Source organism: Aquincola tertiaricarbonis, from assembly GCF_000969605.1.
GTDB lineage: Bacteria > Pseudomonadota > Gammaproteobacteria > Burkholderiales > Burkholderiaceae_C > Aquincola > Aquincola tertiaricarbonis.
In genome coordinates this window covers 1-26,645 of record NZ_JZUE01000023.1, presented here as the reverse complement: position 1 = coordinate 26,645, position 26,645 = coordinate 1, and the positions used below count along the sequence as shown (strand labels likewise).

Below are 26,645 nucleotides of genomic sequence, written 5' to 3'. Positions count from 1 at the left end.
TCCACTTCCAGGCCACGCCATGACCCTGCTTGCTGCCGTCCACACCGCAACGCCCGCGCCGCCCGCGGCCCATGTGCTGGCCCTGGTGGTGGCCGCCAACGGCCGTGTCGATCCGAAGGAGATCGAGGTGCTGGACCGGCTGGCGGCCTTCCAGCGCCTGGGCATCGGCCGCGACGACTTCCTGGCCCTGGCTGCGCAATGCGTGCAGGCGCTGGACAACGGGCAGGTGGACCGGTCGTGGCTGAAGCCGCAGGCGCTGGCCCAGCTGTTCAGCGTGGTGGATGCGGTGACGTCGCCGCAGCAGCGGCTGCTGGTGTGCCGACTGGCCGCGGCGGTGATGACGGCCGACGGCGCCATCTGCGCCACCGAGCGCCGGGTGTACCGCCATGCCCTGCTGCGCTGGGGCATCACCGACGACCAGGTGTCGCATGCCATCCTGCACGACCGCCAGGGCTGAGGGGCGGCGCCGATGAAGCTGCTGCTGCTCGGCGCCACCGGCCTGGTCGGCCGGCTGCTGCTGGAACAGGCGCTGGCCGATGCACGGGTTCGGCAGGTCACCGCGCCGGTGCGCCGGGCCGGGGCGCTGCCGGTGCAGCCGCCACGGCTGCTGTGCCCGGTGGTGGACTACCAGCGCCTGCCCGAGGACGCCGACTGGTGGCGCGCCGATGCGGTGGTCTGCACCCTGGGCACCACGCTGAAGGCGGCGGGCAGCCGCGAAGCCTTCCGCCAGGTGGACCACGGACATGTGCTGCAGGCCGCGCAGCTGGCCCGCCGCCATGGCACGCCGGCCTTCGTGCTCACGTCGGCCACCGGGGCCGATGCCGGCTCGCGGCTGTTCTACAACCGCGTCAAGGGCGAGGTGGAACGCGACCTGAAGGCGCTGGGCTTCGCCTCGCTGACGCTGGTGCGGCCGGGGCTGATCGGCGGTGCGCGCACCGAGTCGCGGCCGGCCGAGCGCTTGTCGCAGCAGGTGCTGGGCCTGCTGGGGCCGCTGCTGCCCCGGGCCTGGCGCATCAGCCCGGCGCCGGCGATTGCCCGCGCGTTGCTGCGGTCGGCGCTGCAGCCCGCGCCCGGCGTGCAGGTGGTGCCGGCGGACGCCCTGGCCGGCTGAAGCTGCGCCGCTTCAGCGCCCGCGCAGGGCGATGATGCATTCGCGGATCAGGCCGATCACGTCCGGATGCACCACACCGTCGGCACAGCCTTCGAGCTGCTCGCGCGTGAGCAGCGCCACCACGCTGTGGCCGGCTGAACGCACGCAGATCTTGAAGGCGCCGATGTGCCGCCCGGGGGTCGGGGCATGGCTGGCGATCCAGGCCAGCACCAGTTCCTGCGAGCGGTCGCAGGCGCGGGCACTGCGCAGGTGGGACCGCAGCGCCGCTTCCACGGTTTGCATGCCCATTTCCAGCGCCGAGCGTCCTGCAGTGCCCATGGCCACAGCGTACGACGGATCGGCCCGGAATTGCTGCCCTGCAGCAAGCGAAGTAGGAAAGTGGCCGACACCCCCCGGGCGCCAGCCGGACAGCGCGCATGGAAGGCGGCCGCTTTCACGGCACGCCGACCACTTCTACAGTTCATCCCATCGCAAGTGTTCTTTGTGTTGTCTCCTCCTGGCACAGTTCATGTGCTTTCAAAACGGGCCCCTGGCCCGTTTTTTTTTGGCGGAAAACGCGTCAGGCGGCGGCTGCCGCAGCCTTGCGGCGGCGGGCACCCAGCCAGCCGATGGCGCCCAGGCCCAGGCCCATGGTGGCCCAGGTGCCAGGCTCGGGCACCGCGCTGATGGTGTTGTAGGCCAGGCTCTGCAGGGCGAAGGCCTCGCTCGCGGTGAAACCCAGCTCCACCGCCGCGCTTTCGCGCCCGCCCAGCTTGCGCGGATCGAAGCCGGTTTCCATGCCGAATACCACCAGCGCATGCAGGTAATAGCCGTAGGCGCTGGCGTGGTAACTGTCGTCCGCCCACAGGTTCAGCTGGCCGGTGGTGATGCCGTCATAGGGATTGGTGTCGGCCACGCCGGCGGCGAAGGCGGCATTCCAGGCCAGGCCCACTGGATTGATGCGGCTGACGATGCTGGGATTGTTGGCGGCAGCCACCTGATAGCCCTTGTACACGTCGATGCCCATTTGCGTGATGGGCGCGCCCAGCCACGGGCTGGACGTCTGGTAGGTCAGGTCGGCGCGCGACCAGGTGGCCGTCAGGCTGATGTCCACGTTGGCGTTCTGCGCCTGGAACACATTGCCCAGCAGGCCGGTGTACTGGCTGATCAGCGCGGGGTTGTTGGGCGCATTGAAGTTGAGGTTGCTCTGGCCGTGCATCACCACGTTGTCCCAGGCGCGGTTGATGAGGTTGAGCTGGTTGTTGTAGTGGTAGTCCAGGCCGCTGCCGGGCTGGGTTTCCAGGAACACGTCGTACTGCAGGCCGACCTGCTGGGTGAAGGACTTGAACAGCGCCGGCACGCCGCCGATGTTGGTGCCGCGCAGGTCGGTCACCGTGTCGGTGCGGAAACCCCGCACGCTGGGCGCGCGGTCACCGTAGGTGAAGCTGTTGCCGATGAACAGGATGGATTCCGCCGCGGTGACGGGCAAGGCGGAAAGCAGCGCCAGGGCGGAGGCCAGGGCGCTGCGGGCGAATATCTGGGAGGCGCGATTACTTCTCATGTGTCTCTCTTTGGAATATGTCTGGCGAATTGCCAGCCGCCTGAGAGTAGGTAATCGAGTGCAAACCAGTGAAACCAGCCCCCTGTTTGCAGGGGAAGGGTATTCCAGGGATGTATCAGAAATAGCTTTTCATGGACTTGCCAGATGCGAGAAATCGCAGTGGCAAGCCGGCACAGGACCGGGCCCCACCTACACTGCGCGGGCCCCCCGTGCCCCTTGGCTCCATGTCCTCCCGCCTTCCGCCCGCCGCGCTCGTGCATGCGCCTGCCAGCCCTGCCATCGACCTGGCCAAGGTGCTGGCCGCGCACCTGATCCTGTTCCACCACCTGGTGCAGTACGGCCCGGTGCCCGACGACCTGGGCCCGTTGCTGGACGGGCCGCTGGGCTGGCTGGCCGAGCACGGCCGGCTGGCGGTGCAGGTGTTCCTGGTGATCGCCGGCTACCTGGGCGCGGCGTCGATGCTGTCGCGCGTGGGCGGGCCGGCGCCGGCCGCGCGGGGCGGGTTGGCGCAGCAGGCCGGGCGCCTGGTGCGCCAGCGTGCCTGGCGGCTGCTGCCCACCTACTGGCTGGCCGCGGCGGCGATGCTGGCGGTGCTGGCCTGGCTGAGCGCCGGCCCGCTGCAGCGGCCGCTGCCCACCCCAAGCATTGCCGCCACGCTGGCCAACCTGCTGCTGCTGCAGGACCTGCTGGGCCACGACGGCCTGTCGGCCGGCTTCTGGTACGTGGCCATCGACCTGCAGCTCTACGGCGGCCTGGTGCTGCTGGCACTGGGCTGTGCGGCGTTGCCGCTGGCACCGGCCACGCGGCTGCGGGCGTTCACCCTGGCGGCCGCCGGGCTGGCAGCGGCTTCGCTGCTGCACTGGAACCGCGATGCCGGGCTGGATGCCTGGGCCGTGTACTTCGCGGGCGCCTACGGCCTGGGCATGCTGGCTTGCCTGCTGCGGCGCGGCCTGGGCTGGCAGCCCGCACCGGCAGCCTGTGCGGTGGCGGCGCTGGCCGGGCTGGCGCTGCTGCTGGACTGGCGCAGCCGCATCGCGGTGGCCGGCGCCACCGCGGTGGCGCTGTGCCTGCTGGCCCGGCTGGACGACGCGCTGCGCCACGGCCCGGTGCGGCTGCCGGCCGGCATGCTGGCCGCGCTGCCCCGGCTGTCGGGCGCCAGCTATGCCTTCTTCCTGCTGCACTACCCGCTGCTGGTGCTGGTGTGCGAGACCACCGTGGCCGTGACCGACCACCCTGGCGCGCATGTTGCGGCGGTGCTGGCCTGCTGGCCCCTGAGCCTGCTGGCTGCGCTCGCGGTGCAGCGCTGGATGCAGCCGGCGCCCGCACCACGCGCCCGGCTGGCCGGCGGCACCTGAGCCGGCGCTGGGGGCCCACCGCCGCCCTGCCCCTGGCGCGCCGGTTGCCACGCAACCGCTGAACGAGCCGCGCCACGAGAACGAAGGCACACGATGGTGGATCCAGCCACTGAGCACCCCGGCGACGACTACGCCGCCTTCCTGGGCCGGAGCGCCCCCGGCGCCTGCCTGCCGGCCACCAGCGCCCGCCTGCCGGCGCCTGGCGCGGTGGTCTACGAGATCGACCCCGCGGCGCCGGACCGGCCGCGCTTCGGCGGCGACCTGGCCGCCTGGCTGGGCGGGCCCGTGCCGCCGGCATCGGCCGGCCCCTGGCCCTGGGCCGGCCGCGTGCATCCGGAGGATGCCGGGCGCAGCGAGGCGGCCCGCCGGGCCGCGCTGGCGCTCCGCCAGCCGCTGCACCAGGCCTGGCGGCTGCTGGGCGGCGACGGCCACCCGCGCGAAGTGGAGGAGCATGCGCACTGGCTGGGCGCCGACGGCGACGCGCCGCGCCTGCTGGGCCTGCTGCGGGACGTGACCCCGCAGCGCGCGGAGCAGGCGGCGCTGCAACGCGACGGCGAGCGGCTGTCGCTGGCGCTGGCCGCTGGCCAGCTGGGCACCTGGGACTGGTCCATCCACACCGAGGACCTGGAGTGGTCGGCCACCGCGCGCCAGATGTTCGGCCTGGCGCCCGAGGCGCCGGTGGACTTCGCCCGCTTCATCGGCCTGCTGCACGAGGAAGACGCGCCGCGGGTGCAGCAGGCCATTGCCACCGCGCTGGCCACCGGGGAGGACTACCGGGTGGACTTCCGCGTGCGCTGGCCCGACGGCACGCTGCACTGGCTGCAGGCCCGCGGCAGGCCGCAGCGCGACGGCAGCGGGCAGTCGATGCGCATGACGGGCGTGGTGCAGGACATCACCGCCCAGCGCCAGCGGGAGGCCGAGCATGCCGCCCACGAGGCGCAGCTGCTGCAGGCGCAGAAGATGCAGGCCGTGGGCACCTTCGCCGCCGGCATCGCGCACGACTTCAGCAACCTGGTGGCGGCGATGCAGGGCCACCTGAGCCTGGCGCGCGAGCAGCTGCCGGCCGGCTCCCCCGCGGCGGCCGGGCTGGAGCAGGCCGCGCTGGCGGCACGCCGGGCGCGGGCGCTGACGCAGGACATCCTGGCCTTCAGCCGCGACGAGCCGGCGCCGCTGGCACCGTTGCTGCTGGGCCCGCTGGTGGAGGAGACGGCCCGTCTGGTGCGCGCCAGCCTGCCCGCCGGCACCACCCTGGCCGTGCACGCTTGCGGCCAGCCGGTGTGCGTGCGCGGCAACCGGTCGCAACTGCAGCGGGTGCTCATGAACCTGTGCACCAACGCCTGGCAGGCACTGCCGGCCACGGGCGGCCTCATCACGCTGCGGCTGGACAGCGAGGCGGCCAGCGGCTGCGCCCTGCTCTCGGTGGCCGACAACGGCGTGGGCATGAGCCCGCAAGTGCAGCAGCGGCTGTTCGAACCCTTCTTCACCACCCGCGGCGCAGCCGGCGGCACCGGGCTGGGCCTGTCGGTGGTGCATGGCATCGTGGGCGCGCATGGCGGCCGCATCGAGGTGGACAGCACGCCCGGCCAGGGCACCTGCTTCACGCTGCGGCTGCCGCTGTGCGAGGAGGCGGTGCCGGCCGCACCGGCCGCGGCCACGCCGCCGCCCGCGGCCGAGCCAGCCGCGGGGCCGCTGGTGGTGTACGTGGACGACGACGAGGTGCTGCTGATGCTGATGGGCCGGCTGCTGGCACGCGCCGGCTGCCGGCCGCATTGCGTCAGCTCCCCGGCCGAGGCGCTGCAGCTGGCGGGCGATGCCGCAGCGGCCATCGACCTGCTGATCACCGACCTGGACATGCCGGCCATGTCCGGCATGGCGCTGGCCGAGGCCCTGCAGCGCACCCGGCCCGGCCTGCCGGTGGTGATCTGCTCGGGCAGCGTGGATGCGGCGCTGCTGCAGCAGGCGCGCCGCGCGGGCGTGGCCGAGGTGGTGGCCAAGGCCCAGCTGCTGGACGACCTGCGCGGCAGCCTGGGGGCGCTGCTGCCGGCGGCGGCCGCGGCGTCCGGCGTGCCGCCTCAGGTCCCGCAGTAGGTCTGGTAGCCCGCGGTCACCTCGGCCGGCGCCGGCTGCGCGTAGTCGGCCAGCGCCGGGTCCTCGTCGAAGGGCCGCTGCAGTGCCTGCAGCAGGCGGTTGAAGGGCCCGGGGTCGTCGTTGTTGGAAGCGGCGGTGAGCGCTGCCTCCACCTGGTGGTTGCGCGGTATCAGCCACGGGCTGGCGCGCCGCATGGCCTGCGCGCGGCCTGCGCTGTCCGGACCGCCGCGGGCCGCGTCCTGCGCGCAGCGCTCGCGCCAGCGCGCAAGCCAGGGCTGCAGCGCCGCCGGCTCGGCGAACAGCGCCCGCAGCGCGGCGTCGTCGCCGGCCGCCGCGTCGGCCAGCCGGCGCCAGCCCAGGGTGAAGTCCACCGCCTGCTGCTGCAGCAGCGCCAGCCAGTCGGCGGCCAGCGCGGCGTCGGCGGTGTCGTCCGTGCTGCCCGCCGCGGCCAGGCCCAGCTTGGCCCGCTGGCCGGCCAGCAGCTGCGCCTCGTACAGCGCCGGAAAGCCGTCGATCACCGCCATCGCCTCGTCGACCGCGCGCTGCATCGCCGGATCGCCCTCGCCATGCAGCTCGGCCATCAGCGGCAGCAGTGTTTCCGCCAGCCGCGCCAGGTTCCAGCGGGCGATGTGCGGCTGGTTGGCATAGGCATAACGCCCGCCGTGGTCGATGCTGCTGAACACCGCCTCGGGGTGATAGGCCTCCATGAAGGCGCAGGGGCCGTAGTCGATGGTCTCGCCCGACAGCGTCATGTTGTCGGTGTTCATCACCCCGTGGATGAAGCCCACGTTCATCCATTGCGCGATCAGCCCGGCCTGGCGCGCGGCCACCGCGCGCAGCAGCCCCAGCGCGCGGTCGGGCGCGGCGGCCAAGGCGGGGTCGTGCCGCTGCACGGCGTAGTCCACCAGCTGCCGCACCCGGTCCAGCTCGCCCCGCGCGGCATAGAACTGGAAGGTGCCCACCCGCAGGTGGCTGGCCGCCACCCGCGTGAGCACCGCGCCGGGCAGCGGCAGCTCGCGCATCACCGTCTCGCCGGTGGCGGCCACGGCCAGCGCGCGGGTGGTGGCGATGCCCAGCGCATGCATGGCCTCGCCCACCAGCACCTCGCGCAGCATCGGGCCCACCGCGGCCTTGCCGTCGCCGCCGCGGGAGAACGGCGTGCGGCCCGAGCCCTTGAATGCGATGTCGCGGCGCCGGCCCTGGCGGTCGATCACCTCGCCCAGCAGCAGCGCGCGGCCATCGCCCAGCTGTGGCGAGAAGCCGCCGAACTGGTGGCCGGCATAGGCCTGGGCGATGGGCTGCGCGCCCTCGGGCACGCTGTTGCCGGAGAACACCGCCGCGGCCTCGGCCTGCAGCGCCACGCCGTCCAGGCCCAGCTCGTCGGCCAGCGGCAGGTTGAGGTACAGCAGCCGCGGCTGCGGCACGGTGGCGGGCTTCCAGGGCACGTAGAAGCCGGGCAGGTCGCGGGCGTAGCTGTTGTCGAACGGGAAGAGGGGCATGGCAGGTGGGGCGAAGACGGCGGAAGACCCCGCACGGTGGGGCAGCCCAGTGTGCCGGCAATCCGCAGGCCGGCTCAGGCGTCGGGGCCGGGGTCCGCCTCGGCCTCGCCGTGGCGCTGCTCCAGCCGCAGCATCACCTGGGCGGCCAGTTCGCGCAGCCTCTCCAGCTGGCCCGGGTCGACGGTGCGGGCCTGGTAGTCGATGACGCACAGCGTGCCCACGGCATGGCCGCTGGCAGTGACCAGCGGCGCGCCGGCATAGAAGCGGATGTGCGGGTCGCCGGTGACCAGCCGGTTGTGGCGGAAGCGCGGGTCGGCATGTGCATCGGCCACCACCATCACCTCGCCGGGCTGGCGGATGGCATGGGCGCAGAAGGCGTCCTCGCGCGGCGTCTGCCGCACCTGCAGGCCCACCCGGCTCTTGAACCACTGGCGGTCGCGGTCCACCAGCGAGATGAGCGCCACCGGCGCATCGAAGAAGCCGGCGGCCAGCCGGGTCAGCTCGTCGTAGGCGACCTCGTCGCCGGTGTCCAGGATGCGCAGCGCATCCAGCTCGCCCTGGCGTATGCGTTCATGGCGCTGGCTGCGCTCGGCCGCGGCCGCATGCAGCAGCCGGGCCAGCGCGTCCACCGAATAGGGCTTGGGCAGCAACTCGAAGCCGTGCGACGCGTCGGTGGCCAGCACCTTGCTGTAGCCGCTGGACAGCACGATGGGCAGCTCCGGATGGCGGCGGCGGATCTCGCGCCCCAGCTCGATGCCGTCCATGCCGGCCATCACCACGTCGGAGAACACCGCGGTGAAGCGGCCGGCGTCATGCGCCAGCTCGGCCAGCGCGGCGCGGGCGCTGCGCGCCAGCACGGCGGAGTAGCCCAGCGCCTCCAGCGTCTGCTGCACCGAGGCGGCCACCTCGGCGTTGTCCTCCACCACCAGCACGCAGCCGCCGGGGCCTTCGGGCGGCAGCTCCACCGTATCTTCTTCCACCGGCAGGCCGCGGCCGGGCTCGGCCTGCTGCGGCAGGTACAGCGTGAAGCGCGCGCCTTCGCCGGGGCGGCTGTCCACATGGATCTCGCCGTGCGACTGCTTGGCGAAGCCGAACACCTGCGACAGCCCCAGCCCCGTGCCCAGGCCCACCGGCTTGGTGGTGAAGAAGGGCTCGAAGATGGTGTCCAGGTGCTCGGGCGAGATGCCCTGGCCGGTGTCGGCCAGCCACACGGCCACGTAGTCGCCGGGCACCGCCGGCTGCGCCCGCATCGAAGGGATGCCGCGCACCCGCCGCACGCCGAGCGTGAGCCGGCCCTCGCCGTCCATCGCGTCGCGGGCGTTCACCGCCATGTTCACCAGCGCGGTGTCGAACTGGCTGGGGTCGGCATGGATGGGGCACGGCGTGTCGGGCAGGTCCAGCGCCACCTGGATGCGCTGGCCCACCAGCGTCTGGATCATGTCGCCGATGGCGCGCACGTTGCCCGCGGCATCGAAGCCCACCGGCTGCAGCGCCTGGCGCCGCGCAAAGGCCAGCAGCTGGCCGGTCAGGCGTGCCGCACGGGTCACCGCATTGCCGATGGAGGCCATGCAGCGCTGGTGCTGGGCCGGCGCGAGGCTGCGCCGCTGCATCAGGTCGATGGAGGTGCGGATGATGGTCAGCAGGTTGTTGAAGTCGTGCGCCACGCCGCCGGTGAGCTGGCCCACCGCTTCCATCTTCTGCGACTGGCGCAGTGCCTCCTCGGCCGCCCGCTCGCGGGTGACGTCGCGCGCCACCGCATGGATGAATCCGCCGTCGGGCACCGCCGTCCAGTTGAGCAGGCGCCAGCCGCCTTCGCGCGCGCGGTAGCGGTTCTCGAAGGCCAGCGTGGTGGCGCCACCGGCCAGCTTGCACACCTCGGCGGCGGTGCGCTCCAGGTCGTCGGGGTGCAGGAAATGGGCGAGCGCACGGCCGCGCATCTCGGCTTCCTGCCAGCCCAGCATGCGGGTGGCGGCGGGATTGACGGCGGCGATCACGCCTTCGTAGTCGCATACCAGCATCAGCTCCTGCGACAGCGTCCAGATGCGGTCGCGGTCGCGCAGGCTGCGGGCCTCGGCCAGGCGGCGCTCGTGGATGTCGGTGTTGCTGCCCATCCAGCGGGCAATGCGCCCATCGGCGCCGTGCAGCGGTGCGGCGCGGCTGAGGTGCCAGCGGTATTCGCCATCGAAGCGGCGCACGCGGAACTCGGCTTCGTAGGCCTGGCCCGAGGCCAGCGCCGCGTCCCAGCCGGCGCGTGCACCGTCGACGTCGGCGGGATGCACCAGGCCTGCCCAGCCCTGGGCCCGCAGCGTGGCCAGGCTGGCACCGCAATAGTCGAACACCCGCTGGTTGCACCAGTCCAGTCCGCCATCGGGCAGCGCCGACCACACCTGATGCGGCAGCGCCTGCGCCAGCGCCTCGAACTGCGCGCCACCCTCGCCACCCCCCGGCCACACCGCCGGCCCGTGCGCCGTCATCCCTGCACCGCTCACGCCCCCCACCCACCTTTCAGCTGTCGCCGACCCGCCGGCAGCGGGTGGCGCCGGACCTGCGGCAGTTGCTGTGCCTGCAGACCTACCGCTCCAGCCGCAGCTTGTAGCTGAAGCCCTCGGGCCGGTACCAGCTGGTCTCGAGGTGCAGCGGCGCGCCAGCAGCGTCATGCACCAGGCGCTCCACCTGCAGCACCGGGGCCTGCTCGGGCAGGCCCAGGTGCTTGCGCTGCAGGCGGCCGGCGGCGGTGGCGCTGATCTCCACCTCGGCATGGCCCACGTGCAAGCCGAAATCGGTCTCGTAGATGGCCACCACGTCGCGGCGGCCGATGTCGGCCTTGCGCAGCCGCGCGGCCAGCGGCGCGGCCATCAGCAGCCGGTTCAGCGACAGCGGCTGGCGGTCCACGTAGCGCAGGCTCAGCAGCTCGGCCACCGGCGTGCCGGCCGCCATGCCCAGGCGGCGCGCCAGCGCCGGCGTGGCCGCGGCCTCGCCGCCGCCCACCAGGCGCGCCTGCACCTCGTGGCCGGCGTCGCCCAGGGATTCGGACAGGCCGCGCAGCCGGTCCTGCGGCGGGCTCAGGCGCGGCGGCGCCACGAAGCTGCCCTTGCCCTGCACCTTGGTGATGAGCCCTTCGGCATGCAGCGCGGCCAGCGCATGCCGCACGGTGATGCGGCTGACCTCGAAGCGCGCGATCAGCTCCGCCTCCGACGGCAGCTGCGCCAGCGGCGCCAGGCGGCCCTGCAGGATCTCGTCGCGCAGGTGGTTGCGCAGCCGCAGGTGCAGCGGATCGGCACCCGCGGGCAGCGCGGGCGCCGCATCCGCACTGGCACGGGGCGCGGCGGAGGCCGCGCGCTTCAGGCCGGTGCGTGGCGGGCGGGCAAGGGATGGCACAGGGTTTGCTCGACTTGTCATTACTTGTTATATCAAGTTAACTACAGGCACTGTCCCGGTGCCTGCCTGATGGAGTCCGCCATGTCTGCTTCACCGTTCCGCCGCCTCTTCGTTGCCGCCGGCCTGCTGGCCGCCGCCGCCCTGCCCGCCGCCTGGGCGCAGGGTGCGGCCTATCCTAGCCGGCCGGTCACCGTCATCGTGCCCTTCGCCGCCGGCGGCAGCGTGGACGCGGCCGCGCGCATGGTGCTGCAGAAGGTGTCGGAGCGGCTGAAGCAGCCGGTGGTCATCGAGAACGTGGCCGGCGCGGCCGGCACCATCGGCACGCTGCGCGCGGTGAGGTCACCGGCCGATGGCTACACCCTGCTGTTCGCGGTGGCCAGCCCGATCAACGTGGCGCCGCTGGTCTCGCCCGGGCTGGTGAAGTACGAATCGCTGCGCGACCTGGCGCCCATCGCGCAGGTGGCCACCTCGCCCTTCGTGCTGGTGGGCAGCCCGCAGGTGGCGGCCACCGGCACCACGCAGATGCTGGAGCTGGCGCGCCAGCAGCCCGGCAAGCTGAGCTACGGCACCGACGGCGTGGGCACCTCGATGCACGTCACCGCCTCGCTGATCGAGCAGCAGGCCGGCGTGCAGCTGATGCACGTGCCCTACCGCTCGGGGCCGCAGGTGCTCACCGAGCTGGCGTCGGGCCTGATCGACCTGGCGGTGATGCCGGTGACGCTGGCCCAGCCCTTCATCAAGGACGGCAAGGTGAAGGCCTATGGCGTCACCTCGCGCCAACGCTGGGGCTCGCTGCCGGAGGTGCCGGCGCTGGCCGAGTCGCCGGCGCTGAAGAACGTGGACGTGGAGTCCTGGTACGGCCTCTTCGCGCCCGCGCAGACCGATGCCGCGCTGGTGGAGCGCATCGCCCGCGAGGTGGCCGCCGCCATGGCCGATGCCGATCTGCAGCGCCGCATGCTGGAAGCCGGACTCAAGCCGCTGGTGCAGGGCCCCGCCGCCTTCGCGGCCACGCTGAAGGCCGAGCGCACATCGCTGGGCGCGGTGGTGGCCAAGGCCGGCATCAAGGCCGAATGACGATGCTGCTGGCACCCCTGGCCACCGCGCTGCTGGTGCTGCTGGCCGGCGCCGCCATCGGCGCCACCGCCATCGGCGGGGTGCTGGTGGTGCCGGCGCTCACCGGCGTGGCCGGGCTGCCGGTGGGTGCGGCCATCGCGGCTTCCAGCTTCGGCTTCCTGCTCACCGGCCTGCTGGGCTGGCGCGGCGCGGCACTGGCCCAGGGTGCGGCACGCTGGTGGCCGCTGCATGTGGCGGCACTGGCCGGCGCCGCGTCGGGCGCGCTGCTGGTGCACCAGGTGGCGCCCGCCGCGGTGCGGCTGTGGGTGGCGGTGCTGGCCGTGGGCTCGGGCCTGTACACGCTGTGGGCCATGCGCCATGCCGAGCCACCGCCGCGCGCACTGCCCGGTACGGCCGCGCTGTTGCTGGTGGGCGCGGCGGTGGGCTGCGGCTCGGCGTTGTCGGGCACCGGCGGGCCGGTGCTGCTGCTGCCGGTGCTGATGCTGCTGGGCCTGCCCACGCTGCCCAGCGTGCTGGCGGCGCAGGCGGTGCAGCTGCCCATCGCGCTGGCCGCCACCGGCACCCATGCGCTGGCCGGCCGGCTGGACTGGACCCTGGGCGCCGCCGTGGGCGCCGCCCTGCTGCTGGGCGCCTGGGCCGGCCGCCGCCTGGCCCGCCGGGTGGACGCCCGGCGGCTGCGCCGCCTCACTGCACTGGCCCTGATCGCCACCGGAGTTGTCTATGCAAGCACCTGAGCATGCCCCCCTGCGCGAAGCCTTGAACGGCCCGCGCCTGCTGCTGGCCCCCGAGCTGGCCTGGCTGGACGACGAGGCGGTGTCCGGCCAGGGCATCGTGATCGACGGCGGCCGCTTCACCGACATCGGCCCGCTGGCCGAGGTGCAGGCCCGCCACCCGGGCCTGCCTGCGCTGGCGCTGCCCGGTCGGCTGCTGATGCCCGGCTTCATCGACACGCACCACCACCTGACCCAGTCCTTCGGCAAGTCGCTGGCCTTTGGCGAGCCGTCGGAGATCTTCCGCCGCATCTGGGTGCCGCTGGAGCAGCACCTGGACGGCCGCGCGCTGTACCTGTCGGCCAAGCTGGCCGCGCTGGAGGCGCTGCGCGGCGGCTTCACCACCGTGGCCGATGCGGGCACCCGTTCACGCGAAGGGCTGCAGGCCATCGCCACCGCGGTGCACGAGGCCGGGCTGCGCTGCGTGCTGGCACGCGTGTGCAACGACGCCGGTGCCGACGACACGCAGCGCCGCGACACCCTGCACCAGGCCGAAGCCCACCTGGCACGCTGGGCCGGTGATGCGCTGGTGCATGGCTCGCTGGCAGTGTCGGTGCCCGAGGCCGCCACCGACGGCACCATGGGCCGTGCCGCCGCGCTGTGCCGCGAAGCCGGCGCGGTGCTGCAGGTGCATGCCAACGAGCATCTGGCTTCGGTGGAACGCAGCCTGGTGGAGCGCGGCCTGCGGCCGCTGGGCCACATGCAGCGTGCCGGCGCGCTGGGCCCGCACACGCTGGTGGCCCATGCCACGCTGGTGACGCCGGACGAGCTGCTGCTGCTGCGCGACACCGGCACCGCCGTGGCCTACAACCCGGTGGCCAGCGCCTGGAAGGGCAATGCGGTGGCACCGGCACTGATGATGCAGGCGCTGGGCATCCCGCTGGGCCTGGGCACCGACGGCACCCGCAGCGATGCCTTCCGGCTGATGGACGCGGCCGAGACCGCGCAGCGCCTGGCCTTCGGCCTGGCCACCGGCGATTCGTCCTGCGGCGCCGGCTGGACCTGGCTGCGCATGGCCACGGCCGGCGGTGCGCAGGCCTGCGGCCTGGGTGCGCACACCGGCCGCATCGCCATCGGCCTGGCCGCGGACTGCCTGCTGCTGGACATGCAGGTGCCCGAGCTGATGCCCTCCTGGGACCTGGGCTGGGAACTGGTGCGCCTGGCCCACCGCGGCCAGATCGAGGCGGTGCTGGTGGCCGGCAGGCTGCGCCTGTGGCAGGGCTGGCCCACCGACTGGGACGCCCGCGCGCTGATGGCCGAGGTGCAGGCCGTGGCCCGGCAGGCAGTGGCCGCCGCGCCCATCCAGCGGGTGCATGCGGTGTCGGCCGAGCACCGGCGGCAGGCCGGCGGCTGACAGCCCCGGCGCGGGCGCCTTCAGCCCATCAGCAGCGAGGCCACCTGCGGATCCACCGGCGCGGCCGCCTGCAGCCGGTACACCCGCAGGCCGGGCAGGTGCATCAGCGCCTCGGGCGCCAGCTCGCCGATGGGGCCCTGCACCGCCCGCGGGTCCACCACGGTCACGCCGCCGCTGCCCACCACCTCGGCACCGCGGCCGCGGCGCAGCACCAGGGCGGTGTCCTCGTCCACGCCCACGCCCACGTGGTCGGGATGCTGGCTGAGCGCACGCAGCAGACGCGGCAGGCGGCGCCGCTCGGTGAAGTGCTGGTCGATGATGACCTGCGGCAGCAGGCCGAAGCCGTCGTCCACCGCCCGTGCGCGCAGCATGCGGCCCGAGAGCACCGCCGCGCCGGCGCTGGTGCCCGCCACGCAGGCACCCTGCTCATAGGCATGGTGGATGGCGCGCTGCAGCGCAGTGCCGCCCACCGCCTCGGCCAGCCGGCCCTGGTCGCCCCCGGTCATCAGGATGCCGTCGGCGGTGGCCACCTGCGCGGCCAGCAGCCGGTCGTCGGCCTCCTCGCGGGTTTCCGGGTGCACCACCAGCACCCGCTGCACGCCCAGCGCATTCAGCACCGCCTCGTAGCGGCCGGCCACGATCTGCGGGAAGGCGCTGGCCGACGGCAGCACCACCACCCGCGGCTGCGGCTGGCGGCACAGCTCGACGAAGCGGCGCAGCACCAGCCGGTCGCCGCGCCGGTCCTCGGCACCGCCGATCACCATGAGCGAGCCCGGCCGCGGCAGCCCGGTGGCCGCTGACGGCGGCCGCGCGGGCATCGCCAGGGCGGGCGCGCCCGCCACCGAGGAAGTTGTCCATACAAGCCATTGCCGTCGATCCATCGTCGATCCTTCCCAATCCTTCTTCATGCCCATCCTTCAGCGGCCGCTGCGCCAGAAGCGGCTGATCAGCGGCTTCACGCTGGTGCCGTGCAGCAGGATGGACAGCACCACCACCACCAGCGTGTACTGCATCACCTGCTCGGCCAGCGGTCGCGGCAGCCCGTGCACGATGGCATAGACCAGGTAGTACAGCGAGCCGATGCCGCGCACGCCGAACCAGCCCGCCATCCAACGCGAGCGCCAGGACATGCCGCTGCCCGCCAGCCCCACCAGCACGCTCACCGGCCGCGCCACCAGGAACACGAACAGCGCCAGGCCCACCGCCGGCCAGGTCCAGTTGCTGGCAGCCAGCGTGCCTCCCAGCAGCAGGATGAGCGTCAGCTCGGACAGCCGCTCCAGGTGTTCCTTGAAGATCAGCGCACCATGGCTCACCGTGGGCGCGGTGTCGGGGTCGGGCTCCTGCGAGGCCAGGCGGTCCGCTTCCTGGCTGTCGGGCGCAGGGCGGTCCGCCGGGGTGCTGCAGGCCGCGCCGCCGACCATCCGGCTGGCCAGCCGCAACTCGGTCTGCCGCAGCGCCACGGCCGCGAAGAACACCGCCAGGAAGCCCCAGGCATGCAGCATCACGCTCACGCCATACACCACTGCGATCAGGCCCAGGCCGAGGAAGTCGTCCAGCAGCTCGTGCGAACGCGGCTCGCGCCGCAGCCACCAGCCCAGCCGCGCCATGCCAGCGCCGCCCAGCACGCCGATCAGCACCCCGCCCGCGGTGGCCCACAACAGGTCCACCGCCACCCAGCGCAGGCCGTGGTCGCCCAGCTCGTGCAGGCCCAGCAGGCCCATGCCCAGCATCACGAACGGGAACGCGGTGCCGTCATTCATGCCGGCCTCGGAGGTGAGCATGAAGCGGGTGCTGTCGGTGTCGCCGGGATGGCGCAGCTGCACGTCGGTGGCCAGCACCGGATCGGTGGGCGCGATGATGGCGCCCAGCAGCACCGCCGCGCCCAGCGGCAGCCCCAGCAGCAGGTGGCCCACCGCGGCCACCAGGCCCACGCTCACCCCCATCGACACCGTGGCCAGCAGCAGCGGTGCCCGCCAGCGGGCCAGGGTGCAGGGCACCGGCATCTTGACGCCGGCGGAAAACAGCGACACCAGCACCGCCACCTCGGTCAAGGTTTCCAGCAGCGGCGCTTCCTCCAGCGGATCGAAGCTGAACAGGCCCAGCCCGGCCGGGCCCAGCATCAGGCCCACGCCCAGGTACAGGATGGCCGAGGTGACCGGCAGCCGCATCAGGGCGGTGGTGCTCACCCCGCGCAGCAGCAGCAGGCTGCCTAGCAGCAGGAACCACTGGGCCTTGGTCATGCGGGACGCCTTTTCGGGAAGTGCGGCAGGCCGGCGGCCGTGCGCACTTGTCTAGGCAAGCGGCAAACGCCCTGCCTGCACCGGGCCGGCTTGTCGCCACCCGGTGTGCGGGGTGTGGGCGTCGCACACATTCGCACACACTCGCGGCCCGTTCCCGCCTGTCGAGTCGTGTCCATGTGCCCCTGGTTGCCCAGCAAGTTGTATGAAAGCCTGCCCCTGCTGTACGCGGCGGCGTCGCTGCTGTGCCTGCTGGTGCTGGGGCTGTCCACCTGGACGGCAATGAGCGCTGCCGCGCTGGGTGCGGCAGCGGTGATGACGTGGCTGTGGCGGCGTGACTACCGCCGCGTGGCACCGCCGACGGTGCGCCGCCGCGCCCGCTGAGCGCGGGCGGGCAGCGCCCGTCGCACGGTCAGCGCTTGGCGCCTTGCCAGGCGTGGCGCACGGCTTCCTTGAAGCGCTCCCAGCCACTCCCGGGATGGCGGCCTTCCCAGTCGGTGCGGGCATCGGCCTCGAAGCTTTCCCAGTCGCGGCCGGCATAACGCGGGTCGTCGCGCAGCGTGGCGCCGTACTGGTAGGCCGGCGCATAGTCCTCGTAGCTCGCGGTGTCGCCGTAGCGGCTCTGGAAGTGCTGGCGGTACAGGTCGTCGCCGGCCAGGGCGGTGTCGTCGCCCTGCAGGTGCTCCACCTCCACCTCGGTGCTGCGCAGGGTGTCGCGCACCTGCTCGGTATGGCTCTGCACCGACTTGCCGATGCTCACCTCTTCCACCACGCGGGCGGTCTTGGACACCACGGCCCGTTCGGCCGTCTCCAGCACCTCGATCGTGCGGTCGCCCAAAGCGTCCACATCGGCCGAGGTCACCGGCCGGTCGACCGGCCGACGATGCACCTCGGCATGCTCGGAGCGCAGTTCCACGCTCTCGTTGACCGGCGTCTCCACCACGCGCGAATACACGCGCACGCCGCCGGTGCTCACCTGGCGCTTGCCCACCTCGATGGACTCGCGCACCACCGGGATCACCTGCTCGGTGCCGGTGGTGGCCACGCGGCCGGTGGTGTCGGGCGTGCTGGCCAGGCCGGTGAGGCCGGCGCTGCCCGAGGGCGGGTACTCCACCGTGCCTTCGGCGGCGGTGCGCTCGTTGTGCACGGCGCCCGGCGTGGCCAGGCCTTCGTTCCAGCCGTCGGCGCGCCATTCCTCGGCCTTGGCGTCGATGTCGACGGCGCCGGCCTGTTCCAGCGCCAGTGCGGCCGCGCTCACGCGGTCCTCGTCGGCATCCACCTTGACCACCGTCCAGCCCATGCGCATGGCCTGGGCGTACTGGGCGGCGTCGCGGTCGCTGTCGTTGTCGCCAAAGATGTCGGAGAAGAAGTTGCGCACGCCGCTGAGCATGCCTTCGTCCTGCGTGCCGGAGGCGTTGTCACGGCCATTCGGCTGTTCGGTGATGTGGATCTGGCTGTCGCCGAATCCGGCGGCATGCAGGGCGCGCTCGGCGCTCTCCACGCTGTCGTAACGATCGAATACGCCAACTACGGTGCGGGTCATCGTGAGCTCCTCAGGTCAGGATTGCGGGACACCCCACGCGGCAAGGCACATACCGCTCCAGGGGCTGCGACATGCGCCTGCGCAATCAGGACGCTTCCTACAAGCGCACGGGCATCTGCCTCCTGGCGTGCATGCGCCGGCAGGCGGAACCTGGGGCCGTCGAATGCCCCTCGGATCTCACGGTCCCCTGCTGCACATGGAAGCTTCCCTTGATCTGCGTCCCTCGTTGTCCTTGTTCGGCCTGGAAGGGCTGCGCGCCGCATTCGAACTGTTCTCCCACCACGTCACCACTTCGGTCGAGACGGCGCCGCTGGCGGCCGGCGACGGCCATCCGGTGCTGATCTTTCCCGGCCTGGGGGCGGACGGCTCGGCCGTCGGGCCGTTGCGCGAACACTGCCGCAAGCTGGGCCATCCGGCGCTGGACTGGGGCCGGGGCTGCAACCTGGGCGTGAGCGGCGATCCCGATGAATGGCTGCGCTGCCTGGCCGACGAGATGGCGCAGCGCCTGCAGCCGCATGCGCAGCCGGCCACCTTGATCGGCTGGAGCCTGGGCGGCATCTATGCGCGGGAGATCGCCCGCCTGCATCCGGCCGGCGTGCGCCAGGTCATCACCATCGGCACGCCCTTCAATGCGGATGCAGACCACAGCAACGCGGGGCTGCTGCTGCGCCTGTTCGGCTGCGGCGCGCCGGCGCTGGACAAGGCCTGGGCCGCCCGGCTGCGGCGGCCGCTGCCGGTGCCCACCACCTCCATCTACAGCCGCAGCGACGGCGTGGTGGCCTGGCAGACCTGCCGCCACACCCGGCGCAGCCCGCGCACCGAGGACATCGAGGTGGAAGGCAGCCACATGGGGCTGGCCTGGAACCGCGAGGTGCTGCAGGTGCTGACGGACCGGCTGGCCCAGCCGGCCGATCGCTGGCGGCGCTACAAGCCGGCGGCCTGAAGGCCCCCGGCCGCGCGGCGTCAGTCGCCGCGGATGGCGGCCAGCACCTCGGCCGCCGCGTTGTGGTGGACCATGTGGCCCACGCCATGCACCACGGTGTACCGGCTGTTCGGCAGGTCGCGGTGCAGCCGCTCGGAATGCAGCGTGGGATCGACCACCTTGTCCTCCGCCCCGGCCAGGATGGCCACCGGCAGCGCCGGGTCCCGCGCCAGCTCGTGGTAGCGCTCGCTCAGGCTGCGGGCGGCCGGCATCATGAAGGCGGCGTCCTCGGCATTGGCCCGCAGCTGCACCGGGCGCACCATGATCTCGCGCACGATCGTCGGCTCGAAGCCGGGCGGCAGCTCGCAGGGCGCGAACATCGCCTTCATCATCGGCTGCAGCATCAGGCGGCTGCCCGCGGCGGTGACGGTGTAGCGCAGCACGTCGCCCACCACCGGCAATGCCACCGGCGCGGTGAGCAGCGCATCGGCGCGCAGCTCAGGGTAGTGGTAGCCGCTCAGCAGCACCAGCCGGCCGACCGCGCTGGGATGGTCCAGCGCCAGGGCCAGCGCCACCATCGTGCCCATCGAATGCCCCAGCACCACCGGCCGTTCCAGCCCCAGTTGCTGCATCGCGCGGAACAGCAGGTAAGCCTGGGCCGACGGTGTCCACAGCCGGTTGCGCGGACGGGTGCTGTGGCCGTAGCCCGGCCGGTCGAAGGCGATCACGCGGTGGTCGCGCGCCAGGGTGTCGATGAGGCCGCTGGCCTCGAAGTCGGCCGAGGTCACGGTGTTGCCGTGGATCAGCACTACCGGCGGGCCTTCGCCGCGCTCCACGTAATGCAGGCGAACGCCTTCCAGCTCGATGAAGCGGCCGGTGGGCGGATGGTCGCGCTCGGCCTGTCGGGCCTTGTTGGCCACCCACACCGCCAGCGCGCCGGCCACCAGGCCGATGGCGCTGGCCACCAGCGTGCGGTTGGACACCCGGGGTGCCTGCCGCAGCACTTCGCCGGCACGCCTTTGCAGGGGCTGCAGTGCACGGCGCACGGCAGGTCGGGTCGGAACGTAGGGGCGCAGGTCCATGGGGAGCTTTCAGCAGGGCGTTGAGGGCGGGCATGCATCCTGGGCCCCGCGGGTCGCGGGGCCCGTAGGAGGCAGCCGAGAAGTCTGTCAGCCGGCGGGACGCAGGACGGGCCAGCAGGGCGTCAGTTGAAGCGGCCGTGCAGGCCGCCGACGCTGTAGCGGCCCGCGCCCAGCAGCGCCACCGCCAGCGCGCCGAACAGGTACAGCCCCTGCAGCTCCAGCGCCCAGCCGCCTTGCTGGGTGAGCGAGAACAGCTGCTTGCCGTGCGCCAGTGCGATGGCCACCACCATGTTGATGGCCACGACCAGCGCGGCGGGCCGGGTCCACAGGCCGATGATCATCAGCACCGGAGCCAGCACCTCGCCCACGTACACGCCATAGGCCAGCACCGGCGGCAGGCCCGCGCCCTGCACCATGCCGGTGATGCCGCCGATGCCGTTGCCCAGCTTGAACAGGCCGTGCAGCAGCATCAGCACCCCGACTGCCACCCGAAGCAGCAGCTTGCCGCCATCGTCATGGCGCGTGGCATGGAGGGCAGCGGAAGCGGTGTCGGCCATCGGATGCTCCTTGGAGGTGTGCGGCCGGCCCGGCAACCAGCATGCCTGCCCAGCCCGCAGCGCCCCGCACTCCGATGCTGCGCAAGGCTGCACACAAGGCGCTGCGCCGTGGCCCGATGGCGGCCCGGGGGCCGGATATAAAACCGCACACACACAGATCACGCGCCGTTCAACGTGACATCCGCGAGCTTCACCGACCCTCCTCTGCTGCGCACCCTGGCGCAGCGCCACCACCTGCACATCGGCGGCCGCGGCGACGACGCGATCGTCTTCCTCCACGGCTTCGGGGCCGACCAGAAGGTGTGGCGCTTCGTCGCGCCGGCCTTCGAGGCCACGCACCGCGTGGTGCTGTTCGACCACCTGGGCTGCGGTTCGTCGGACATGACGGCCTACGGCCCGCGGCACGACCGGCTGGAAGCCTATGCCGAGGACGTCGTCGCGCTGGTGGAGGCCCTGGGCCTGCAGCGCGTGATGCTGGTGGGCCATTCGGTGGGTGGCGTGATCGCGATGATGGCCAGCCTGGCGCGCCCGGCACTCTTCAGCCGGCTGGTGCTGGTGAGCACCTCACCCCGATTCCTGGACGACCCGCCGGCCTACAGCGGCGGCTTCCAGCCGGCCGACCTGCGGGCCTTGTTCGACCTGATGCACAGCGACCATTTCGGCTGGGCCCGCATGCTGGCGCCGATGGTGGTGGGCGAGCAGGGACCGCAGGCGCTGGCGCGCGAATTCGAGGTGGCCCTGCGCACGCTGGATGCGCGCTCCGCCGGCCGCTTCGCCCGCCTGGCGTTCTATGGCGACCATCGCGCGCTGCTGCCGCAGGTGCACACGCCGGCCCTGGTCCTGCATTGCCTGCGCGACCGCATCGTGCCCAGGGCGGTGGCCAGCTACCTGCACCAGCGCCTGCCCGACAGCCGCCTGCTGGAGCTGGACGCCGACGGGCACTGCCCGCAGCTGAGCCATCCCGCGCTGACCATCGAGGCGATACGGGGGCATCTGGCCGGCCCCTTCAGCCCTGCCGCTCGCCGTTGATCTCCCCCACCCTCGTCGCAAAGGCATCCGGCGGCAGCGGCTTGCTGCACAGGTAGCCCTGGTAGTTGTCGCAGCCCAGGGCCTGCAGCACCGCACGCTGGCCCTCGGTCTCCACGCCTTCGGCCACCACCCGCATGCGCAGGCTGTGGCCCAGCGCCACGATGGCGCCGACGATGGCGCTGTCGGTGGTGTCCTCGGGCATGCCCATGATGAAGCTGCGATCGATCTTCAGCTCATGCACCGGGAAGCGCTTGAGGTAGTTGAACGATGAATAGCCGGTGCCGAAGTCGTCGATGGACAGCTCCACGCCCATCTCGCGCAGCGCCCTCAGCTGGCGCTGCGTGTCCTCCATGCGGTCCATCAGCATGCTCTCGGTCAGCTCCACCGTGAGCTGCCCGGGCTGCACGCCGTGGCAGGCCATGGCAGTGGCCAGCGTGTTCACCAGGCCGCCCGCGGCCAGCTCGTGGCGCGAGACGTTGATGGCCAGCTTGAGGTGGCCCAGCCCGCGGGCGCGCCACTCGGCCAGCTGGCTGCAGGCGCGGTAGGCCACCCATTCGCCCATCTCCACGATGAGGCCGATCTCCTCGGCCAGCGGGATGAAGCGGTCGGGCGGCACCAGGCCGTGCACCGGATGCTGCCAGCGCAGCAGCGCCTCGGCCCCGGTGACGCGGCCGCTGCGCAGGTCCACCTTGGGCTGGTAATGCAGCAGCAGCTGGTTGCGGCCGATGGCGCGGTGCAGGTCGGTCTCCAGCGCCAGCCGCTCCAGCGACACGTTGTTCAGCGCCGCCGAATAGAACTGCGAGTTGTTGCGCCCGCTGTCCTTGGCATGGGTGCAGGCGCTGCCGGCCGCGGCCATGAGCTGCTCGTGCGTGTCCCCGTCCTCCGGAAACACCGAGATGCCGATGCTGGCCGTGACGAACAGCTCCTTGCCGTCCAGCTCGAAGGGCAAGGCCAGCTCGCCGAGCAGCCGGCGCGCCACGCGGTCGGCCGCGGCGGGCGAGGCGATGCTGGGCACCAGCAGCGCGAACTCGTCGCCGCCCAGCCGGCTGAGCATGGGCAGCAGCGTGCGCGGCTCGCCGCCGGCTTCCTCGCGGCGGCTGCAGGCATGCAGGCGGCGCGCCACCGCGGCCAGCAGGCGGTCGCCGGCGCCGTGGCCCAGCGTCTCGTTCACCTGGCGGAAGCGGTCCAGGCCGATCTGCATCATCGCCAGCATCGGCGGCGCGGCACGGCCCTCCTCGCCCGGGCCTTCATGGGCCCGCTTGAGCGCGCGCTGCAGCCGCTCGACGAACACGCGGCGGTTGGTCAGGCCGGTCAGCGGATCCTCGTTGGCCAGCCGGTCCTGGTAGACCTTGAACACCAGGCTGTTGCGCACCCGCAGCACCAGCTCGCTGCTGTCCACCGGCTTGGCCAGGAACTCGGTGGCGCCCAGCTCCAGCGCCTTGAGCTTGGTGGCCGGATTGCTGGCCGCGGTGAGCACGATCACCGGGATGTAGCGCAGGGCCTCGTCGTTGCGCAACTGCTCCAGCACCTCGAAGCCCGACATGCCGGGCATCATCAGGTCGAGCAGGATCAGGCTGGGCAGGTGGCTGCGCGCGGCGTCCAGCGCCTGCAGCGGATCGTTGATGGAGACGAAGTGCTGGTAGCCCGCGTCCTCCAGGTAGGTCTGGATGACGTCGGTCATCATCGGATCGTCGTCCACCATCATCACGGTGGCGTCCAGCATGTGGGCGGCGGCCTGCTGCTCGCGGCCCTCGGCTTCGGCCTGCGGCAGGTCGCCGAACATGCTGCCGTCCAGCGGCATCAGCTCGTGCGGGTCGGGTCGTTTCATCGGGGTGGCCTTCATCAGGCGGTCACGGCCGCGTTGTCCTCGGGGATGGCCAGCCGGGCCGCCAGGGCATCGATGCCGTCGAGCTGCGCCGCCAGGTCGGCGGCGCGGCCGTCGCGCGCGGCCTCTTCCAGCGCCAGCGCGGGCTCGAAGAACACGTCGAAGCCGACGGTGCCGCCCGCGCCCTTCAGCCAGTGCGCCAGCGCCGCCAGTTCCTGCAGGTCGCCGGCCTTCAGCGCATTGCGCATCAGCTGCAGCTTGGCGGGCAGCTGCAGCGCGAAGCCGCGCACCACGCGGCGCAGCCGCGGATGGTTGGCCAGCCGCGATTCGATGGGCGCCAGCTCCTCGGCCACCGCCGGTGCCGCGGGCGCTGCGGCCGGCAGGGCCGGGGCCGCTGCAGGCATCGGCTGCGCCACTGCCAGCGGCCCGACCGGCCGGGCCGCGGCCTGCACCTGCTCGCCCTTCAGGTGGCGGCCCAGCTCGGCCAGCATGCCGTCGATGTCCACCGGCTTGGTGAGGTAGGCGGTGAAGCCGGCCTCGGCGATCTGCGCCTCGAAGCCCTTCATCGCATTGGCCGTGAGCGCCAGCACCGGCAGCTGCAGGCCGCGCTGGCGCAGCGTGCGGGTGGCGGTGTAGCCGTCCATCACCGGCATCTGCACATCCATCAGCACCAGGTCGACCGGCTGCGCGGCCAGCACGTCCAGCGCCTGCTGGCCGTCGGCGGCTTCCACCACCTGCAGGCCGGCGGCCTCCAGCACCAGGCGCACCAGCTGCCGGTTCTCGGGGCCGTCGTCCACCACCAGCACCTGCGCGGGCTGGAACTTCCAGGCCGCGTCGTCCACCGTGGCGGGCTGGGCCTGCGCGGCTTCCAGCTGGTCGGGCGTGAGCATCGGCGTGCCTTCCACGCTGCCGGCTTCCAGCGTGACGTGGAAGGTGCTGCCCTGCCCCGGCACGCTGCTGGCCACCACGTCGCCGCCCAGCGCCCGCGCGAAGCGCCGGCTGATGGCCAGGCCCAGCCCGGTGCCGCCGAAGTTGCGCGTGGTGGAGGCCTCCGCCTGCACGAAGGGCTCGAAGATGGATTCCAGCTTGTCGGTGGCGATGCCGATGCCGGTGTCGGCGATGTCGATGGCCACCAGCGTGCGGTCGGCCTCGCGCCGCAGCCGCAGCGTGAGCGTGACGCCGCCCTGCTGGGTGAACTTCAGGCCGTTGCCCACCAGGTTGGTGACGATCTGCCGCAGCCGCGCCGGGTCGGTGAGCACGCTGGCGGGCAGCGGCTCGGGGTAGGCCACCTGCAGCCACACGCCCTTCTCCTGTGCCTTGACCTGCATGGCGCGCACCACGTCGCCCACCACGCCGTGCACCGCGCAGGGGATGCGCTCCACGTCCAGCCGGCCGGCTTCCACCTTGGACAGGTCGAGGATGTCGTTGATCAGCTCCAGCAGGTGCCTGCCGCTGCCATGGATGATCTCCAGCCAGCGCTGCGCATCGGTGGTGCCCTGCTGCCAGCCGCGGCGCAGCAGCTCGGTGTAGCCGAGGATGGCGTTCATCGGCGTGCGGATCTCGTGGCTCATGTTGGCCAGGAAGTCGCTCTTGGCGCGGTTGGCGGCATCGGCCTCGTCGCGCGCGATGCGCAGCTCGATCTCCTTCTCCTCCAGCTCGGTCACGTCGTCGAAGCTCACCAGCACGCCGGCCGGCTTGCCGCCCGCGCCGGGCACCGGCGAGCAATTGACCATGAAGGCCAGCCGCCGGCCGCGGGCATCCACCAGGTACATCAGCACGTTGTGGCGGGCGCGGGCATCGGCCAGCGCGGCCGCCCAAGGCATCTCGTCGGCATGAATGCGGGCCTGGGCCTGGTTGGTCCAGGGCAGCTGCGCCGCCGGCTGGCCCACCAGCTGGGAGGCCTGGCCACCGATCACCTCCGCGAAGGCGCGGTTGGCCAGCACGATGCGGCCCTGCGCATCGACCACCACCACGCCTTCGGCCAGGGTGTCGAAGGCAGTGCGCACGCGGCCGGGCACCACGCTGGAAGGGTCCAGGTGGCGCAGCATGCGCTGCAGGTAGAAGTAGAAGAGCACGAAGCTGGCCAGCGCCACCGCGCCGATCAGCGCGAAGGCCGGCGGCACGCCGGCGCGGCGCAGCAGCGGCGAGCGCAACGGCTCGAAGCGCAGCTCCGCGCGGCCCCAGGCGCGGGCGCCTTCGGCGATCGGCACCTCGATCTGGGTGTCGGTGGCGGCGCCGGCGGCCAGCGGCTGCCAGGCCTCGTGCGGGCCCACGGCCAGGGCCAGCGTGCCGTCGTCGCGGCGCAGGCCGATGGACAGCAGCGCCGGATTGCGCCGCAGCGCGAAGCCCAGCAGGCGGCTGACGCGGGGATCCGCCTCGGCTTCCTCGGCCTGCTCCGACAGCAGCGTGGTCACGCCCATGGCCAGCGTCTCGGCCAGCGTGACGCGGCCGGCGCGCAGCGCGGCCTCGCGGTCGGGCACCAGGCCCAGCCACAGCGCGCCCAGCAGCAGGCTCACCACCAGGGAGGCCAGGCCCAGCGCCAGGTGGAAGCGGGAGGACAGTCGTTTCATTCGGATTCCACGCGGGGGGCCGGTGCGCCGCGGGCAAAGCGGCGGGCGCGGCTGAACAGCCGTTCGATAGGGTCGTCGGAGGCGGCGGGCGGCGGCGCCTCGCCGTCGGCGAGCAGGTCGTCGCTTCCGGGTTCGTCGTCGTCGGCCGCGCCTTCTTCGCCGCGGCGCTTCTGCTTCATCTGCGACAGCACGGGCAGCGGATCGACCATGGCCCAGGCCGGCAGGGTGGACATCAGGCTGGCCATCAGCGCACCGCCGCGGGCCAGCCACAGCACGTAGCCCACCGACAGGCCGGCCGACACCGCGGTGCCGGTGGCCACCGTGTCCTGCGCAAAGCCGCCCTGGCGCTCGGCCTCGTCGCGGGCGCGGTCCATCGCGGCCACCAGGCTGCGGTCGCGCAGCGCGGAGCCCAGGTCGTAGGGGATCACGTTGCTGGCCACGTCGTTGGCGGCGGCCTCGGACAGCAGGGCGAACTGCACCAGCGCATCGTTGCCCAGCCGCTGTCCGGCCAGGCGCGGCGCATCCGCGTTCACCGCATAGCTGGGTGCGGCCAGGCGGGCGGCGGCGCCCTCGCCGCCGGCGTCCAGCGTGAAGCCGGCGCGGCTCTGCTCGGCCTCGGCCTGCGGCCCGCCGGAGGACACGGTGGCGCCAGCCTCGGCCGGCGCGCCCGGTGCCGCGGCGGCGGCCGGCTCGGCGGCTTCGGCCGGCGCC

Annotated in this window: 22 protein-coding genes and 1 pseudogene; 10 read left to right on the top strand and 13 right to left on the bottom strand. The window is 72.9% G+C overall.

The window, feature by feature from the left end; all coding sequences use genetic code 11:
• Positions 1-19 precede the first annotated feature (19 nt).
• Together VO99_RS21750 and VO99_RS21745 are read left to right on the top strand one after the other, a co-directional pair.
• A complete protein-coding gene (locus VO99_RS21750) occupies positions 20-457 on the top strand; it encodes a TerB family tellurite resistance protein (protein ID WP_052736542.1) in 438 nt (145 codons plus the stop codon).
• A gap of 12 nt (positions 458-469) precedes the next feature.
• Positions 470-1,111 carry an NAD(P)H-binding protein gene (locus VO99_RS21745; RefSeq protein ID WP_046115035.1) on the top strand — a complete coding sequence of 214 codons (642 nt, stop codon included), beginning with the start codon at positions 470-472 and terminating at the stop codon, positions 1,109-1,111.
• A gap of 12 nt (positions 1,112-1,123) precedes the next feature.
• Here VO99_RS21745 and VO99_RS21740 read toward each other — a convergent pair whose 3' ends face one another.
• Entirely contained in the window at positions 1,124-1,393 is a 270-nt protein-coding gene (locus VO99_RS21740; protein WP_157039696.1) for a hypothetical protein, read from the bottom strand.
• Between the two features lie 277 nt (positions 1,394-1,670).
• Entirely contained in the window at positions 1,671-2,651 is a 981-nt protein-coding gene (locus VO99_RS21735) for a PEP-CTERM sorting domain-containing protein (protein ID WP_046115033.1), read from the bottom strand.
• Positions 2,652-2,875: 224 nt separating this feature from the next.
• Here VO99_RS21735 and VO99_RS21730 point away from each other — a divergent pair, with 224 nt between their 5' ends.
• Positions 2,876-4,006, top strand: coding sequence for an acyltransferase family protein (locus VO99_RS21730; protein WP_046115032.1), 1,131 nt, complete (start codon positions 2,876-2,878; stop codon positions 4,004-4,006).
• A gap of 96 nt (positions 4,007-4,102) precedes the next feature.
• Entirely contained in the window at positions 4,103-6,094 is a 1,992-nt protein-coding gene (locus VO99_RS21725; RefSeq protein WP_198157014.1) for a hybrid sensor histidine kinase/response regulator, read from the top strand.
• Here VO99_RS21725 and VO99_RS21720 read toward each other — a convergent pair.
• From VO99_RS21720 to VO99_RS21710, 3 genes are all read right to left on the bottom strand, one after another.
• Positions 6,079-7,593, bottom strand: coding sequence for a protein adenylyltransferase SelO (locus VO99_RS21720; protein ID WP_046115031.1), 1,515 nt, complete (start codon positions 7,591-7,593; stop codon positions 6,079-6,081). The two genes, VO99_RS21725 and VO99_RS21720, sit on opposite strands and share 16 nt — an antisense overlap.
• Before the next feature lie 74 nt (positions 7,594-7,667).
• Positions 7,668-10,082 (bottom strand): PAS domain-containing protein, encoded by a 2,415-nt coding sequence (locus tag VO99_RS21715; protein ID WP_198157013.1) that lies wholly within the window; start codon positions 10,080-10,082, stop codon positions 7,668-7,670.
• Between the two features lie 82 nt (positions 10,083-10,164).
• Positions 10,165-10,971, bottom strand: a complete 807-nt coding sequence (locus VO99_RS21710) for a GntR family transcriptional regulator (protein WP_052736538.1) — start codon at positions 10,969-10,971, stop codon at positions 10,165-10,167.
• Between the two features lie 81 nt (positions 10,972-11,052).
• Here VO99_RS21710 and VO99_RS21705 point away from each other — a divergent pair, with 81 nt between their 5' ends.
• From VO99_RS21705 to VO99_RS21695, 3 genes are read left to right on the top strand one after another with little or no spacing between them, the layout of a single operon-like run.
• Complete coding sequence (locus VO99_RS21705) at positions 11,053-12,045, top strand: Bug family tripartite tricarboxylate transporter substrate binding protein (protein ID WP_046115091.1); 993 nt, start codon at positions 11,053-11,055, stop codon at positions 12,043-12,045.
• A 2-nt stretch (positions 12,046-12,047) separates the two neighbouring features.
• Positions 12,048-12,779: a sulfite exporter TauE/SafE family protein gene (locus tag VO99_RS21700; protein WP_052736537.1), complete on the top strand. Its 732-nt coding sequence runs from the start codon at positions 12,048-12,050 to the stop codon at positions 12,777-12,779.
• A complete protein-coding gene (locus VO99_RS21695; RefSeq protein ID WP_046115029.1) occupies positions 12,766-14,169 on the top strand; it encodes an amidohydrolase family protein in 1,404 nt (467 codons plus the stop codon). The genes VO99_RS21700 and VO99_RS21695 overlap by 14 nt, the downstream gene beginning before the upstream one ends.
• Positions 14,170-14,189: 20 nt before the next feature.
• On the opposite strand, the gene VO99_RS21690 is transcribed toward VO99_RS21695, so the two are convergent.
• Both VO99_RS21690 and VO99_RS21685 read right to left on the bottom strand, forming a co-directional pair.
• Positions 14,190-15,050: a cyanophycinase gene (locus tag VO99_RS21690; RefSeq protein WP_198157012.1), complete on the bottom strand. Its 861-nt coding sequence runs from the start codon at positions 15,048-15,050 to the stop codon at positions 14,190-14,192.
• Between the two features lie 36 nt (positions 15,051-15,086).
• Complete coding sequence (locus VO99_RS21685; protein ID WP_046115028.1) at positions 15,087-16,409, bottom strand: cation:proton antiporter; 1,323 nt, start codon at positions 16,407-16,409, stop codon at positions 15,087-15,089.
• A 174-nt stretch (positions 16,410-16,583) separates the two neighbouring features.
• Between VO99_RS21685 and VO99_RS21680 the strand changes: the two genes are divergently transcribed.
• Positions 16,584-16,790 (top strand): hypothetical protein, encoded by a 207-nt coding sequence (locus VO99_RS21680; RefSeq protein WP_198157011.1) that lies wholly within the window; start codon positions 16,584-16,586, stop codon positions 16,788-16,790.
• A 28-nt stretch (positions 16,791-16,818) separates the two neighbouring features.
• On the opposite strand, the gene VO99_RS21675 is transcribed toward VO99_RS21680, so the two are convergent.
• Positions 16,819-17,949, bottom strand: coding sequence for a YsnF/AvaK domain-containing protein (locus tag VO99_RS21675; protein ID WP_046115026.1), 1,131 nt, complete (start codon positions 17,947-17,949; stop codon positions 16,819-16,821).
• A 196-nt stretch (positions 17,950-18,145) separates the two neighbouring features.
• Here VO99_RS21675 and VO99_RS21670 point away from each other — a divergent pair, with 196 nt between their 5' ends.
• Positions 18,146-18,892, top strand: a complete 747-nt coding sequence (locus tag VO99_RS21670) for an esterase/lipase family protein (protein ID WP_046115025.1) — start codon at positions 18,146-18,148, stop codon at positions 18,890-18,892.
• Between the two features lie 20 nt (positions 18,893-18,912).
• Here the strand turns inward: VO99_RS21670 and VO99_RS21665 are convergent, their stop codons facing one another.
• Both VO99_RS21665 and VO99_RS21660 read right to left on the bottom strand, forming a co-directional pair.
• Positions 18,913-19,953: an alpha/beta fold hydrolase gene (locus VO99_RS21665; RefSeq protein WP_083440821.1), complete on the bottom strand. Its 1,041-nt coding sequence runs from the start codon at positions 19,951-19,953 to the stop codon at positions 18,913-18,915.
• Positions 19,954-20,075: 122 nt separating this feature from the next.
• Positions 20,076-20,510 (bottom strand): DoxX family protein, encoded by a 435-nt coding sequence (locus VO99_RS21660; RefSeq protein ID WP_046115024.1) that lies wholly within the window; start codon positions 20,508-20,510, stop codon positions 20,076-20,078.
• 174 nt (positions 20,511-20,684) lie between these two features.
• Between VO99_RS21660 and VO99_RS21655 the strand changes: the two genes are divergently transcribed.
• Positions 20,685-21,539: an alpha/beta fold hydrolase gene (locus VO99_RS21655; RefSeq protein ID WP_052736533.1), complete on the top strand. Its 855-nt coding sequence runs from the start codon at positions 20,685-20,687 to the stop codon at positions 21,537-21,539.
• On the opposite strand, the gene VO99_RS21650 is transcribed toward VO99_RS21655, so the two are convergent.
• From VO99_RS21650 to VO99_RS30940, 3 genes and pseudogenes are all read right to left on the bottom strand, one after another.
• Positions 21,517-23,367 (bottom strand): putative bifunctional diguanylate cyclase/phosphodiesterase, encoded by a 1,851-nt coding sequence (locus tag VO99_RS21650; protein WP_052736532.1) that lies wholly within the window; start codon positions 23,365-23,367, stop codon positions 21,517-21,519. The two genes, VO99_RS21655 and VO99_RS21650, sit on opposite strands and share 23 nt — an antisense overlap.
• Before the next feature lie 14 nt (positions 23,368-23,381).
• A complete protein-coding gene (locus VO99_RS21645; protein WP_052736531.1) occupies positions 23,382-25,934 on the bottom strand; it encodes a hybrid sensor histidine kinase/response regulator in 2,553 nt (850 codons plus the stop codon).
• Positions 25,931-26,645: pseudogene (locus tag VO99_RS30940) on the bottom strand (hypothetical protein); the annotation flags it as partial. The gene VO99_RS21645 and the pseudogene VO99_RS30940, both read right to left, overlap by 4 nt.

Bases quoted from the DNA above. Each gene is read 5' to 3' on its own strand.
- VO99_RS21750 (WP_052736542.1), top strand. From the start codon at position 20: ATGACCCTGCTTGCTGCCGTCCACACCGCAACGCCCGCGCCGCCCGCG.
- VO99_RS21745 (WP_046115035.1), top strand. From the start codon at position 470: ATGAAGCTGCTGCTGCTCGGCGCCACCGGCCTGGTCGGCCGGCTGCTG.
- VO99_RS21740 (WP_157039696.1), bottom strand. From the start codon at position 1,393: ATGCAAACCGTGGAAGCGGCGCTGCGGTCCCACCTGCGCAGTGCCCGC.
- VO99_RS21735 (WP_046115033.1), bottom strand. From the start codon at position 2,651: ATGAGAAGTAATCGCGCCTCCCAGATATTCGCCCGCAGCGCCCTGGCC.
- VO99_RS21730 (WP_046115032.1), top strand. From the start codon at position 2,876: ATGTCCTCCCGCCTTCCGCCCGCCGCGCTCGTGCATGCGCCTGCCAGC.
- VO99_RS21720 (WP_046115031.1), bottom strand. From the start codon at position 7,593: ATGCCCCTCTTCCCGTTCGACAACAGCTACGCCCGCGACCTGCCCGGC.
- VO99_RS21705 (WP_046115091.1), top strand. From the start codon at position 11,053: ATGTCTGCTTCACCGTTCCGCCGCCTCTTCGTTGCCGCCGGCCTGCTG.
- VO99_RS21700 (WP_052736537.1), top strand. From the start codon at position 12,048: ATGCTGCTGGCACCCCTGGCCACCGCGCTGCTGGTGCTGCTGGCCGGC.
- VO99_RS21695 (WP_046115029.1), top strand. From the start codon at position 12,766: ATGCAAGCACCTGAGCATGCCCCCCTGCGCGAAGCCTTGAACGGCCCG.
- VO99_RS21690 (WP_198157012.1), bottom strand. From the start codon at position 15,050: ATGGATCGACGGCAATGGCTTGTATGGACAACTTCCTCGGTGGCGGGC.
- VO99_RS21685 (WP_046115028.1), bottom strand. From the start codon at position 16,409: ATGACCAAGGCCCAGTGGTTCCTGCTGCTAGGCAGCCTGCTGCTGCTG.
- VO99_RS21680 (WP_198157011.1), top strand. From the start codon at position 16,584: ATGTGCCCCTGGTTGCCCAGCAAGTTGTATGAAAGCCTGCCCCTGCTG.
- VO99_RS21675 (WP_046115026.1), bottom strand. From the start codon at position 17,949: ATGACCCGCACCGTAGTTGGCGTATTCGATCGTTACGACAGCGTGGAG.
- VO99_RS21670 (WP_046115025.1), top strand. From the start codon at position 18,146: ATGGAAGCTTCCCTTGATCTGCGTCCCTCGTTGTCCTTGTTCGGCCTG.
- VO99_RS21665 (WP_083440821.1), bottom strand. From the start codon at position 19,953: ATGGACCTGCGCCCCTACGTTCCGACCCGACCTGCCGTGCGCCGTGCA.
- VO99_RS21660 (WP_046115024.1), bottom strand. From the start codon at position 20,510: ATGGCCGACACCGCTTCCGCTGCCCTCCATGCCACGCGCCATGACGAT.
- VO99_RS21650 (WP_052736532.1), bottom strand. From the start codon at position 23,367: ATGAAACGACCCGACCCGCACGAGCTGATGCCGCTGGACGGCAGCATG.
- VO99_RS21645 (WP_052736531.1), bottom strand. From the start codon at position 25,934: ATGAAACGACTGTCCTCCCGCTTCCACCTGGCGCTGGGCCTGGCCTCC.